This is a genomic window from Paenibacillus sp. AN1007, assembly GCF_040702995.1.
In the GTDB taxonomy this organism is placed as follows: domain Bacteria; phylum Bacillota; class Bacilli; order Paenibacillales; family Paenibacillaceae; genus Paenibacillus.
Genome location: NZ_CP159992.1, coordinates 2,864,937 through 2,878,343, shown reverse-complemented (window position 1 = coordinate 2,878,343; position 13,407 = coordinate 2,864,937). Strand labels below are relative to the sequence as shown.

The window sequence follows — 13,407 nt, the reverse complement described above, 5'->3', positions numbered from 1 at the left end:
AGAAGGGAGATATGGCTATGAATAAAAGCCCGATTACACCGGAGGATCTGTATCACTACCGCTGGATCAGTCAGCCTGTCATTAGCGCAAGCGGGCAGGTTGCATACGTCGAACAAACCATTGATCAGGCAAAGAACGAATACAGCACACAGATTCGGGGGATTTCACTGGATGGAACAGAAGATGTAGCATTGACTCACGGAATGCATGATTCATCGCCTGCATGGTCACCTGATGGCAGCAGGCTGACTTTTCTCCGCTCGACTCAGGGGGGGAAAGGATTGTGGTCTCTTGATCCGGAGGGATCAGAACCGGTTATGCTTATATCTCCTGAACGTAAAATATCGAGTTACAGCTGGTCACCAGATGGGAAATATATCGCTTTTACCAGTAAAGTTCATTCGGGTCAAGTTCAACCCGGAGATGACGAAAACCCGAAAGACGAAAACGCTGAACCGGCTGTCCAGCTGTCATCTGTATTGCGCGGAAGCGTGTATGAGCGAACCACGCCAAAGGCCGAAGGCGCAGGGTGGTGGGATGGTCAATACAGTCACTTGTTTGTGTACGAGATGATTAGCGGACACATCACACAGTTGACATCGGGATTGTGGAACATCACTACACCGGTCTGGTCACCGGACAGCCAGAAGCTTGCATTTATTTCAAAACAAGTACAAGAAGAGGAAGCTGACCCGGACCTGCTTCACCATACGGACGTCTTCATGATTACTGTAGAAGCGGGGGAGGAAGCAGTGCCTTATAAAATAACAGATTCCAGTCTGCAGATTACCCAGTTCTCCTTCACACCGGATGGTAAACAGCTTATTTTGATCGCCAGTGATCGCAAATATGGGAGTGGAAGTCATCATCAACTGTTTACCATTCCGGTGCAGCGAGGTGTACCCAGGCTGGTCGCACCCGATTTAGACATGCAGATCGGTAATGCTGCACTGGGAGATATGAAGTCGGCAGCTGCTTCCCCTTCGCCGATCATCAGCCGCTCGTTTCCAAAGCAGGGGGTTTATGTACTGGGCACCTGTCAAGGCAGCGTGGATGTATACCGGATTCAGCCAGATGGCGGCTGCGAAACGATCACGCCTCCGGGAGAGAAGGATGTATATCAATATACAATTGCTGCTGATGAGAAAACGCTGGTGGCTGCAGTCTTAACGGATACACACCCCGGAGAGCTGTACACTGTAGAGATGGGGAGCGGTACCATGACCAGGCTCACCCGCCGCAATGATGAGTTTATGGCTAAACGGATCGTAAATCCTCCCGTGCGGATCGAATTCCCATCATCAGACGGCTGGTTAATCCAAGGGTGGCTGGCAGTGCCTGACTTGGCAGAAATGGAATCGACTGCAGCTGTGAATTCAGATGAAGCAGCATCCGTAAACCCAAGAGGAGAAATCGGACTCAAGAAGAAACTTCCTTTGATTTTGCAGATTCATGGCGGCCCTCACGCGATGTATACGGGAGCGTTCAGTCATGAAATGCAGACCCTTCTCGCCGAAGGATATGCTGTCTTATGGGTTAATCCTCGCGGCAGTATGGGCTATGGACAGGAGTTCGCCAGAGCCTGTAGGGGTGATTTCGCCGGTGGTGATTATCGGGATTTGATGGAAGCTGTGGATCATGCCTTGTCATCTTACGAAATATTGGATGAATTCCGTTTGGGCGCTGCAGGTGGGAGTTACGGAGGTGTTATGACCAACTGGATCGCTGCTCATTCCAACCGTTTTAAAGCCGCTGTGACACAGCGATGCATCTCTAATTGGCTGTCCATGTATGGCACAAGCGATATTGGAATTTCCTATGTAGAAGGCGTAATTGGAGGCAATCCTGCGGAGCATGCTGCTTATCTGTGGTCCCGTTCCCCGCTCGCTCATGCGCATAACATCGAAACGCCACTGCTGATTATGCATGGGGAAGAGGATTACCGCACGCCTATTGCTCAGGCAGAGGAGCTGTATACAACCTTGAAGCGTTACGGCAAAACCACCAAGCTGATTCGTTATCCGGGTTCAAATCATTCTTTGTTAAAAAGCGGCAAACCTTCGCTTCGCGTTGACTGTTTTGAACAGGTGATCGCTTGGTTTAATGATTATCTGTAGATTACACTGCGTTCAACAAGCCATAATGAAGTGGCGCTTATATTGATACATTTTTTCCATAAATGAAAGCCGGAAACCGCAAAAATTTGCGGTTTTTTTGTTTTATACTGAAAAGTTGAATTTTATTTCAAGATGATATATATTTTAATTAAATGATATAATTATCTATCAAAAATTACGGAGGCGATTCATATGCTGATTCAAAAAACGACAGGTCTTATCGAAATATCGGATGATGTCATCTCCAAAATGGTCGGTAAAATAACAACAGCCACCCGTGGAATTGCCTCAATGTCAGCGGGATTGGCAGAACGTATCGGCAAAATATGGAGCGGCCGCAGCCTGCAGCAGGGAGTTACTATCCATAGAGAAGATCATCATTTGGAGATTAACGTTAAAATCATCGTGCATTACGGCAGTAAAGTACATGAAGTTTGCAGAGAATTGCAGCATAAAGTCATTGAGCAGGTAGAGCATCTTACCGGGTTATCCATTCATGCGGTGAATGTCACCGTGGAAGGCATCGCTCCTGTCCCGCTGCCAGCGCAGTAGTAAAAAATTCACAATCCGCAATAATACGTATATTTGAGGAGTGACCGTTATGAGCAAAGTATCGATTGTAAAAGCAAGGCCGCATACCGTCGTTGGCGGGAAATTAACAGAAATGGCGCTGGATTATATGAAGTTTTCCCTGGCGGGCTCAAGAGAGCCCGCAGTTGTAGATCAAACATTTCAAAAGCTTTGGAAAGCCCGCAACAATCGTTTTAGTCACGAGTATGCTTATGAAGCCGTGCGGGGTGGCAAAACACTCGGTATGATAATGTGTTATCCAACCCCTTTGATGAACAAACTTGCACTGCCTACTTTTACACAGCTGTTCAATCTAAACAGTTGGAAACTGATTGGATACAACCTGCGCAACTGGAAAGAGTTCTATACCATGGTAACGCTGAAGGAAGCCGAGGATGATGAATATCATATCGGTACGATTGCGACACTTCCAGAGAGCAGAGGACTTGGAGTCGGCACGGAGTTGATCTATCATGCGGAAAAGCAGGCAGTTCTGAACGGTTTTGCGAAATCTTCATTAACCGTCAAGCAGGAAAATGCGGGTGCGATCAAATTGTACGAGCGGCTGGGGTACAAAACGGTTGGAGAGATTAACAAACCCGCCGTATCCATGTTCAGGATGTCAAAGACACTTATATAAATGACGTTGATATTCATATGGTATAGTAGAATAAGTCGTTTTGAATAACAAAGTTGACGTTAACACTATACCAAATGAGGTGTAATATATGTATCAGTATAAAGACCAGGAATACGAGGGCGTTCATTTTGAAGGACGTGATCTGCGATATGGCGAGCTGATCAGCTGCGTGTTCAAACACTGTACGTTCATGAATGCTTCTATGGAAGAGATTGAAACCAGCCACTGCCGTTTTATCGAATGTGATTTCAAGGGCGCGTTGATGAATGGATCGATGCATACGGAGTCTGCATTTGAGAATTGTTTATTTGGTGGGGCGAACCTGTTTGCGTCCAAATTCACAGCATGCAAAATGACGGGGTCGGATTTTTCCGGTGCCCAAATGGACGGTATAACCCTTTTTAAAGGGGACTGGTCTTATACGAATCTGAGATATACACGGCTCGGAAAACAGGATCTGCGGGGGATTCGTTTCTTGGAAGCAGACCTTGCTGAGAGCGATCTGAGCAAAGCGGACCTGCGTGATTGTGATCTGACGAGAGTGTCTATGAGCAAAGTGAAACTGCAGGGAGCTGATCTGCGAGGTGCCATTCTGGATGGAATAGATCTGAAATCACTGGATTTCAAGGGAGTACGTATCGATCGTGAACAGTCCGTTCTGATTGCCCGCTCGCTCGGAGCAAAAGTGGACTAGCCGTGTTTGCTTCTAACCAATTTGTACATAGGCTTCCGAATTATGCTTCAGCATGAACAGGGCTAATCTAAAAAGGAGGTGAGAAAGTGTTGAATGAACTGGAGATTGTGGATGTAATTGTGAACCTGTCATTAAACGCAAATTATGGCATGGTTCACAAAACATAATAAAACAGAATCCGGACATGTTAGTGCGCGATAAACATTGTAATGAAATTTTTTGCGTTGTCCTGATTATGTTCAAATATGAAAGTGATTCAGACCATGTCAGGTTGTACACTGCCCGACAACTTTTATATTTCACATAAAAAGGATGATCAATATGTCTATAATCAACGTTACCAATCTGACCTTTGCTTATGAAGGCAGTTACGATAATATATTCGAGAATGTAAGTTTTCAGCTCGACTCGGATTGGAAATTAGGGTTTACCGGGAGGAATGGTCGCGGAAAAACGACATTTCTAAATCTATTGTTGGGCAAATATGAATACAGTGGTCATATTTCGGCCAATGTCAGCTTTGATTATTTTCCCTTTCATGTGCAGGATAAGGGAGCTGTGACGGTTGATATCGTTGCCCAGATTGTTCCTGATTTTCTCCAATGGCAATTGATAAAAGAATGTAACCTGCTTCAACTGTCTGAAGAGGTCCTTTACCGACCATTCGATTCACTATCGAATGGAGAACAAACCAAAGTGATGCTGGCTGCGTTGTTCCTGAAGGATAATCAATTTTTGCTCATCGATGAGCCCACCAACCATCTGGATCTGCATGCGAGAAAGCTGGTTAGTGAGTATCTCCGCAGCAAGAGCGGATTCATACTGGTTTCTCACGATCGCTCTTTTCTGGATCATTGTGTAGACCACATTCTGTCTATTAACAAAACAAACATTGAGATTCAGAAAGGTAATTTTTCAGCTTGGTGGGAAAACAAAAGAAGACAGGATCAGTATCAACTCGCAAGCAATGAAAAGCTGATTAAGGATATCAAACGACTATCAGACTCGGCTAAGCGGACCGGGAGATGGTCTGATTTGGTCGAGACAAGCAAAAATGGAACCCGAAATTCCGGGTCCAAAGTGGATAAAGGTTACATTGGGCACAAGGCTGCAAAGATGATGAAGCGTTCCAAAAATATCGAGCAGAGGCAGCAGTCTGCCATTCAGGAGAAATCCAAACTCCTGAAAAACATCGAAATCGCCGATCGTTTACAAATTCATCCACTGTCTTATCACAAAAATGAGCTGGTCGAATGTGACCATGTATCGATCTATTATGATTCCAATCTGGTGTGCAAGGATATAAATTTCAAGTTGGAAAAGGGCGATCGTATTGCACTTTATGGTGCAAACGGATCAGGCAAATCAAGTCTGCTTAAATTAATCTGTGATGAAGATATTTCCCATACGGGTGCTGTTCTCAAGGATCAACAGCTGAAAATATCATATGTATCACAGGATACATCGAATCTCAGCGGTAATCTGTCTGACTATGCTGTCAGCGAGGGGATAGACGAGACTTTGTTCAAATCAATTTTGAGAAAGTTGGATCTATCCGGACTGCAGCTGGAGAAAGATATCTTGACCTTCAGCGCAGGACAAAAGAAGAAAGTACTCATAGCCAAAAGTCTCAGCGAGCAGGCTCATCTGTACATCTGGGATGAACCGCTGAATTATATCGACGTTATTTCACGGATGCAGATCGAAGAATTGCTTCTGGACTTTGCACCAACCCTGCTTTTTGTGGAGCATGACAGTGAGTTCTGCACAAATATAGCCACCAAAGTGATCGAACTGTAACACAGCACGAGATAAGTAAGAAACCCAGTCTTTCGGGTTTGGAAGACTGGGTTCTCAGCAATCTGAAGCCGCCTTTGGGCGGCTTTTTACTATGAAATAGACAAGGACTTAACATTATGCAGCTCTCACATTGGTTTTGTGAAGAAATATGATATAGTTAGATGATACAAAGAAGATCATATGATATATATTCTGATCAAATAGAGAAAGTGATACTAAAACAAATACCTAAGTAGAGGTGCAGTTCGCTATGAAAAAAGAGAAGTTAACATTCAAGCAAAATCGAATGTATACCATATTGGATGAAGCAACCAAGCTTCTTATCGTGAAGCCGAATGCATCGATGAATGATATTGCTGAGGCAGCGAACATCGGAATTGCCACATTACATAGATATGTCGAAAGCCGTGAACAGCTGATGATCCATCTGGCGATGCGTGCAATTGATGTTGTGAACGAGACGCTGCAGCAGGTTAAGCTGGATGAGGATCGTGTAGAACAATATATCCCCGAGCTGATTGAAGCGCTAATACCGCTGGGGGACAAGATTTATTTTCTGGGACATGATGCCGCTGTTAACTACAGCGCGGACATTGAAGAGGCTTATCTGAAGCTCAGAGAGCCGGTGCTGCACGCCATCGGGGTGCTTCAAGAGAAAGGGTTTTTCCGTTCGGATATGGATAAAATGTGGATGGTTGAAGTGCTGTATTCTATTCTCTTCCTGACATGGCAGCAGGTGATCACCGGTAATATCGCCAGAAATGCAGCACCTGCTCTTGTGGTGGATACGTTCTATCACGGTTTTGCTGCAAAATAGAAGCTGCACGTGAAACAGATTTGCACAGGTAAAGCCGCAGAAGAATCTGCGGCTTTACTTTATAGTGCAATCTTTGCTTTCAACTGCTCTGATGCTGGCATCAAAGGCAGACGCAGCTGATCGGAAGCAATAATGCCCTGCTTGGCAAGCAGATGTTTCAGCATAGCGGGAGCAGGCTCTTCAAAGAGATTTTTAATGAATGGAAGCAGCTGCGTATAGAGACGGTAAGCCTCTTCTTTTTCACCGGCTGCAAAACGGTTGTATACTTCCAGGAAACGCTCTGGATTAATACTGGCCGATGCCATCATGCCGCCGGCTGCGCCTTTCGTTAACATATCGTAGAAGAATGTATCATCTCCGCACAAAATGGGCTTGGAGCCGCAGCGTACCAGTTCAGTCATGAGGTCGAGGTTATTTGTGCTATCCTTAAGGCCAATAACGCCATCGATGTTCATAATTTTCTTCATCATATCGATAGAAACTCTAACACCTGTACGGGCCGGGATTTCGTATACCATCACAGGGATGCCTACGCCGGCTGCCATGCGGAAGTGCTCATAAATGCCTTCTTCGGTTGGTCTATTATAATATGGCGTAACAACAAGAACAGCGTCAGCTCCGAGTGCTGCGGCTTTCTTCGTTCTCGCCACCGTCGAAGCCGTGTTATTGGTTCCCGTTCCAACCATAATGGGTACGGACGAGTTGATGCTGCTCAGTGTTTCCTTCGCGGCCTTCACAAGCTGTTCCACTTCATCCCAAGTCACGGTAGGTGATTCTCCTGTCGTACCATTGATCACCAAGCCATGAATACCGCTGCTTGCCATAACTTTGATGTAGTTTTGGAACGAAGGAAGATCGAGTTCGCGTTCTTTGGTAAAAGGTGTGATCACAGGTATATAAATACCTTGAATCTGTTGTTCGGTTAACATCGTATGACCCCCAAATGTATGTTGGAATTCCATTTCATTCACTTTACCATGGGAAAAGGTATCATAGTTAGCTATAATAGATGATGGGTGTTATCAATAATTTTGATGATGAGAGGGAACATAAGATGGATTTGAATTATTTTCAAACCTTTCGGGAGGTTGCACTGCGGCAGAGCTTCACCAAAGCAGCTGAAGAACTTGGGTATGCACAGTCGAGTGTCACAACCCAGATTCAAAAGCTGGAGAAAATCTATCAGGTCAAACTGTTTGAACGATATAATAACAATAAAATTCGGCTGACATCAGCTGGCGAAGAGTTATTTAAACTGTCAGGACAGCTGCTGGAGATATTCGAGCATTCTCAGGAGAAATTGACCAAGCAGGGCGGGGGTTCGCTTACCATCGCAACAATGGACTCGCTTGCTTCCTATTATCTGCCTGAGCCCATTCAAACGACACGGAAACAATATCCTGAGCTTGGCATTCGGCTTCAGACAGATCGAGAAGATCTGATTCTGCAAAAGGTAAGAGAAGGAGAGGCGGATGTCGGTCTCATTCTGGCGAATGCCTCGCCCGAATCGGGTTTGCAATGGATTACAATCCGCGAGGAGCCGCTGGTGCTCATCGTGAACTCGGACCATCCACTCACGGCCAGATCCAAGGTTGCATTGAGTGATTTGGCAGATGAAGAATGGATTATGCCGGAGGATTCCTGCAACTACAGGCAGCTTCTGGAGAGAGTGCTGAGAACGAACGGAATTCCATACAAAGTGGGTCTGGAGCTTGGAAGTCCTGAGGCGATTAAACGGAGTATTATGGCTGGACCAGGCATTTCACTTTTGCCGCAGATGATTGCTCTGGATGAGATTGAGAGACAGAAGCTCACAGTGCTGCCGCTGGTTCATACCGAATTTACCATGGAGATTCAACTGGTGATTCATACGCGAAAATGGATATCTCATGCACTGCAGCAGTTTATCACGAATCTGGGTGCCAGAGAATCCGATTGGCTGCCTGCGCGGGCGGAAATGTAAACGGTGAAAGTATGAAAGAGAGAGATAGAGAAGAAAGGGATGCTGGCATGAAAAAAGTTATTGTCATCGGGGCGGGCATATTGGGCGCATCAACCGCTTATCATTTAGCGAAATCAGGAGCGAAGGTGCTGCTTATCGATCGAAAAGATGCCGGACAGGCCACTGATGCGGCAGCCGGCATCATCTGTCCTTGGTTATCCCAGCGGCGGAATCAGGACTGGTATCAGCTTGCCAAGGCGGGTGCGCGTTATTACCCTGCGCTTATTGCCGAGCTGGAACGTGATGGAGAAACGGAGACAGGATATGCGCAAACAGGTGCACTAAGCATCCATACGGATGTGGACAAAATCAATAAGATGGTGGAACGAGCCAAGCTGCGCAGAGTGGATGCTCCAGAGATTGGAACGATTACATGCCTGGATGAAAAAGAAACCCGTGAACAGTTCCCTTTACTAGGGGAAGGTTATGCATCTGTACACATCAGCGGAGCAGCCCGGGTTGATGGCAGAGCACTGCGTGATGCACTGATTCGCTCTGCACAGCGGCATGGTGCTCGCTTTATTCAGGGGGAGGCCCGGATAATCTATAACCACGAACAAGTGACTGGAATAGAAGTGCAGACCGAGCGGTATTCCGCGGATACGGTCGTCGTTTGTGCCGGAGCATGGGCGAATGAATTGATGAAGCCGCTGGGGATTCATTTTAAAGTCCATTATCAAAAGGCTCAGATTGTGCATTTGCGCACATCAAGTGAAGAAGATACAGACAGCTGGCCTGTGATTATGCCTCCTTCCGACCAGTATTTGCTGGCGTTTGCAGAACAGAAAATCGTTATTGGGGCTACACATGAAAATGATGCGGCAGGTTACGACACACGAATTACTGCAGGGGGTATGCAGGAAGTGCTGAACAAAGGACTTGAACTTGCACCTGACCTCTCCAATAGTACACTTGAAGAGGTTCGTGTTGGCTTTCGTCCGTTTACGCCTGGTTTTCTGCCCGTTATGGGGCATGTCCCTGGATGGTCAGGTCTGATTACAGCGAATGGACTCGGTGCCTCCGGTTTGACCATGGGTCCTTATATTGGCAGTCAGCTGGCCAAATTAGCGATCGATGGGGTATCGGAAATAAATGTGGAAGCCTATGATGTAAGTAAAGCGATGCAGATGGAGACATAGGCGGGATAAGAACTGAGCAAAGAGGTGATTTTGTGACATATTCACAGCGTCTATCAGGCGGAGCAAGCCTGTCTGATGTGCTGCATCTGGAGTATGAGATCGAAAAAGTAAAGCAAGAGCGAGTTGAAGCGGCCAACAGGCTGAAGCGATACGAACAAGGATGCATTCGAAATGAGAGGGAACAGCAAGAGGTAGAGGCAGCAGAGATTGGCGAAGCCCAGGTTTTACAAGCAAAGCTTGCAGACGCACGAACTCAAGTGAATTCGCTGACGACACGGCTTGAAGAGCTGGAGGCTGCCTTGGATGAACTTGTAGATTAGAATATTATCCTAGAAGGAGAACCATATGCCTACTATATTAGTCGCAGACGATGATGCGAATATTCGCGAACTGGTCTGCCTGTTTCTCAGAAATGACGGTTTCACCACAGTTGAGGCCGTGAACGGCAAGCAAGCACTCGCTGTCTATCAGGAAACTCCTGTTGACCTGGTTGTGCTGGATATTATGATGCCTGTTATGGATGGCTGGGCCTTGTGCAGGGAATTAAGGCGGCTGAACGCCGAGCTGCCTCTTCTGATGCTGACTGCAAGAGGTGAAACTTGGGAGAAAGTAAAAGGATTTGAACTGGGAACGGATGATTATTTGACGAAACCGTTTGACCCTCTGGAACTGACTGTTCGTGTGAAAGCTCTGCTGAAACGATACAAGATTGGCTCCACCCATATGATTCAGTTTGGCAATGTCACGCTGGACCGGCAGAGCTACAAGGTCATGCTTGGCGAAGAGTCGCTGACACTGCCGCTCAAGGAATTCGAATTGCTGTACAAGCTGGCCGGAACGCCGGGACAGGTCTATACGCGGGAGCAGTTAATCGATCAGATCTGGGGGCTGGATTATACGGGGGATGATCGAACGGTGGATGTACATATCAAACGTCTGCGTGAACGTTTTGCGGCGACTCCCGATTTTCAGATTGAAACCGTTCGGGGGTTGGGGTACCGGCTAGAGGTCAAGCATGATTAAATCTCTGTATATCCGGGTCGTTGTGACTTTTCTGGTATCTGTCATTGCAGGGACTGTGATCGCATTTTTTTTGTCCACCTGGATATTTAAAGATCAGCTTAACGATAATGCCCATATCAACATCCGTAATTTTGGTCAGGATGTTGTAGAGATATATAAAACGCTGCCGTTATCCGAAGCGGATGAATTCGTCAACAAGATGAAGCAGCTCGATTTGTATTACATTCGAATGGTCGAGCCTTCAGGACAGATCCACACGTTCGGAAAAGATAAAGGCCACGAGCCAATTTCAGTAACGCAGGAGCAGGTTCAGAAGGTGTTGGAAGGAACCGTATTGGAATTGACACCGAATGGTCTCGGTACGGTGCTGCTGGGATTGCCGGTTCAGACTGCGAGCGGGACTCGAGCCATGTTTCTTGAAACCCTGTCTCCGCCCGCGGCGGCGGCTGTAATACAGTGGGGCACGATTTTTGCCTCCTCATCCTTGGCTGCCGGAAGTCTGATCATTCTGATTGCTTCCATGTTTCTGGTAAGACCGATCAAAAAATTGACTCAGGCAACAAAACGTATCGCAGCAGGTGATTTCAATGTCAAGCTGAATATCAAGCAAACCAGTGAACTGGGCACACTCGCCCGGAGCTTTGAAGAGATGATGAATGATTTGCAGCAGCTCGAGCACATGAGAAGAGAGTTTGTAGCCAATGTCTCGCACGAAGTCCAATCACCGCTCACATCTATCTCAGGATATGCCCAAGCCTTGAAAAATGTAGAACTGCCGGATCAGGAACGAGGACGGTATCTTGACATTATTATTTCAGAGGCGAAACGGTTGTCTAAAATGAGCGACAGCCTGCTCAAGCTTAGCTTGCTGGAATCACAGTCACATCAACTGCAGCTTGTCACACGTGATCTGGATGAGCAGATTAGGCGGGTTATCGTTGCGTTACAACCTCAATGGTCTGCCCGGGATATTCGGTTTGAGCTGGAATTGCAGAAGGTGCAGGTCCTCGCAGACCATGATCAATTGAACCAGGTGTGGACCAATATAATCAGCAATGGTATCAAGTTTTCAGAGGATAAAGGGTCGATTCTCGTCAGGATGGAACGGGATAGTAGAAATGTAACCGTACGGATATCGGATCACGGCATTGGCATTCCTTTGGAGGATCAGAAACGTATATTTGAGCGCTTCTTTAAGGCCGATCGTTCCCACAGCCGTAAATATGACGGCAGCGGAATGGGTCTTGCGATCACCAAACAGATTGTGTCGCTGCATCAAGGGGATATCCAGGTGGAAAGTAAAATAGATCAAGGAACGACGTTTATCATTACGCTTCCCATCATTTCTTCCATCAGTTCATCCTCGGCAGGATCGTCAGTTCCTCTTGGTAAGACTATGGATTAATGATTATGACGTTCCCTATAGCTGTGTTCGTGTACAAGTTCGCTTGTATGTGAATGCAGCTTTTTGCGTTGTTCATATGGTGTTCATGTAGATGTCACGGGCAGTACATGTTGAGTGATTATAATTTTTTTAGCAGCCAGATCAATATACAGATCTAACACTCGATCAAGTGGGCTCTATATAAGAAAAGAGAGGGTTCAAGATGAGATTATTTGAAGTACTTTTAGTTTTATCCTGTTTTTCTTTACTTGCAGATGTATTGTTTGTTAAAAGAGCTGCAGTGAAAACAGGCATGGCTCTAAGCATTGGAAGCATTGTAATCTTGGTAATTCACTTGCTAATCGAAGGTTATAGGTGGCAGATGCTTTTGGTATATATCATGACAGGTCTGTTCATCATCATCGTTTCATCCAAGCATTTACAAAAGAATATGGAAACAAAAATAGGGAAGCCGCTGAAATATAGTTTGGCCGCCGTCACCGTTGTGATCATGGTTGTATCACTTTTTTTGTTAGTATATATGCCTGTCTTTCACCTGCCTAAACCTGATGGACCAGAGAAAGTGGGTACTCAAACCTTTCATTTGACAGATCTAGGCAGAGATGAAGTTTTAACTGAGGAACAGAGTGATAAAAGAGAGCTTATGATTCAGATTTGGTATCCAACTGAAAATAAAAATAACAACAAGAGTGAACTTCTTTTCCCTAAAGATAAAGAGATGTTCAAGAAGTATATTCAGACATACTCTAATTCTTTGAACCTGCCTGACTTTGTGTTTGATTATTGGAAGTATAGTAAAACCAACACGTATGAAAATACAGCGATATTACCCTCAACAAGTCCTTATCCCGTAATCCTGTTATCACATGGAATGGGAACCAGCAGGGTTTTACATGCATCACAGGCCGAGAATCTGGCCAGTCATGGTTATATCGTGGTAACCATCGATCATACGTACAGCACCTTTGCTACTATTTTTCCAGATGGACGTGTGACGGATTATAAAACCAAGATGACAACAATTGACGAGCGCAGAGAAATCGGGAAGATATGGACACAAGACGTTGAGTTTGTAATCGATCAGATAGAAAAGTTGAATTCAGGTGCAATCGAGAGTCAATTCAAAGGAAAAATAGATTTAAATCATTTAGGCGTAATGGGACATTCCTTTGGGGGTGCTGCAGACGTTTAATACAGCTT

General features: G+C 45.7%; 13 protein-coding genes. 12 read left to right on the top strand and 1 reads right to left on the bottom strand.

What is annotated here, in order from left to right:
• The first annotated feature begins 17 nt into the window (after positions 1-17).
• The 6 genes from ABXS70_RS12680 (at position 18) to ABXS70_RS12655 (ending at position 6,638) form a co-directional block, all read left to right on the top strand.
• On the top strand, positions 18-2,117 hold the full coding sequence (locus ABXS70_RS12680; RefSeq protein WP_366296158.1) for a S9 family peptidase: 2,100 nt from the start codon (positions 18-20) through the stop codon (positions 2,115-2,117).
• A 192-nt stretch (positions 2,118-2,309) separates the two neighbouring features.
• The gene (locus ABXS70_RS12675; RefSeq protein WP_342555902.1) at positions 2,310-2,669 is read left to right on the top strand and encodes an Asp23/Gls24 family envelope stress response protein; all 360 of its coding nucleotides are present in this window, start codon (positions 2,310-2,312) and stop codon (positions 2,667-2,669) included.
• A 49-nt stretch (positions 2,670-2,718) separates the two neighbouring features.
• Positions 2,719-3,327, top strand: coding sequence for an N-acetyltransferase (locus tag ABXS70_RS12670; protein ID WP_342555903.1), 609 nt, complete (start codon positions 2,719-2,721; stop codon positions 3,325-3,327).
• 88 nt (positions 3,328-3,415) lie between these two features.
• Complete coding sequence (locus ABXS70_RS12665; RefSeq protein ID WP_342555904.1) at positions 3,416-4,021, top strand: pentapeptide repeat-containing protein; 606 nt, start codon at positions 3,416-3,418, stop codon at positions 4,019-4,021.
• 321 nt (positions 4,022-4,342) lie between these two features.
• Positions 4,343-5,821, top strand: coding sequence for a ribosomal protection-like ABC-F family protein (gene abc-f / locus ABXS70_RS12660; protein ID WP_366296155.1), 1,479 nt, complete (start codon positions 4,343-4,345; stop codon positions 5,819-5,821).
• Between the two features lie 250 nt (positions 5,822-6,071).
• The gene (locus ABXS70_RS12655) at positions 6,072-6,638 is read left to right on the top strand and encodes a helix-turn-helix domain-containing protein (protein WP_342555906.1); all 567 of its coding nucleotides are present in this window, start codon (positions 6,072-6,074) and stop codon (positions 6,636-6,638) included.
• 59 nt (positions 6,639-6,697) lie between these two features.
• Here ABXS70_RS12655 and dapA read toward each other — a convergent pair whose 3' ends face one another.
• Positions 6,698-7,567 (bottom strand): 4-hydroxy-tetrahydrodipicolinate synthase, encoded by an 870-nt coding sequence (gene dapA, locus ABXS70_RS12650; protein ID WP_366296153.1) that lies wholly within the window; start codon positions 7,565-7,567, stop codon positions 6,698-6,700.
• Between the two features lie 125 nt (positions 7,568-7,692).
• On the opposite strand from dapA, the gene ABXS70_RS12645 reads away from it, so the two are divergent.
• From ABXS70_RS12645 to ABXS70_RS12620, 6 genes are all read left to right on the top strand, one after another.
• Positions 7,693-8,601, top strand: coding sequence for a LysR family transcriptional regulator (locus ABXS70_RS12645; RefSeq protein WP_342555908.1), 909 nt, complete (start codon positions 7,693-7,695; stop codon positions 8,599-8,601).
• Positions 8,602-8,648: 47 nt separating this feature from the next.
• Positions 8,649-9,779 (top strand): FAD-dependent oxidoreductase, encoded by a 1,131-nt coding sequence (locus tag ABXS70_RS12640; protein WP_342555909.1) that lies wholly within the window; start codon positions 8,649-8,651, stop codon positions 9,777-9,779.
• Between the two features lie 32 nt (positions 9,780-9,811).
• On the top strand, positions 9,812-10,099 hold the full coding sequence (locus ABXS70_RS12635) for a hypothetical protein (RefSeq protein ID WP_366296150.1): 288 nt from the start codon (positions 9,812-9,814) through the stop codon (positions 10,097-10,099).
• Positions 10,100-10,124: 25 nt separating this feature from the next.
• The gene (locus tag ABXS70_RS12630) at positions 10,125-10,802 is read left to right on the top strand and encodes a response regulator transcription factor (RefSeq protein ID WP_366296148.1); all 678 of its coding nucleotides are present in this window, start codon (positions 10,125-10,127) and stop codon (positions 10,800-10,802) included.
• Complete coding sequence (locus ABXS70_RS12625) at positions 10,795-12,207, top strand: HAMP domain-containing sensor histidine kinase (RefSeq protein WP_366296146.1); 1,413 nt, start codon at positions 10,795-10,797, stop codon at positions 12,205-12,207. The genes ABXS70_RS12630 and ABXS70_RS12625 overlap by 8 nt, the downstream gene beginning before the upstream one ends.
• 202 nt (positions 12,208-12,409) lie before the next feature.
• The gene (locus ABXS70_RS12620; RefSeq protein ID WP_366296144.1) at positions 12,410-13,399 is read left to right on the top strand and encodes an acetylhydrolase; all 990 of its coding nucleotides are present in this window, start codon (positions 12,410-12,412) and stop codon (positions 13,397-13,399) included.
• Positions 13,400-13,407: the final 8 nt, after the last annotated feature.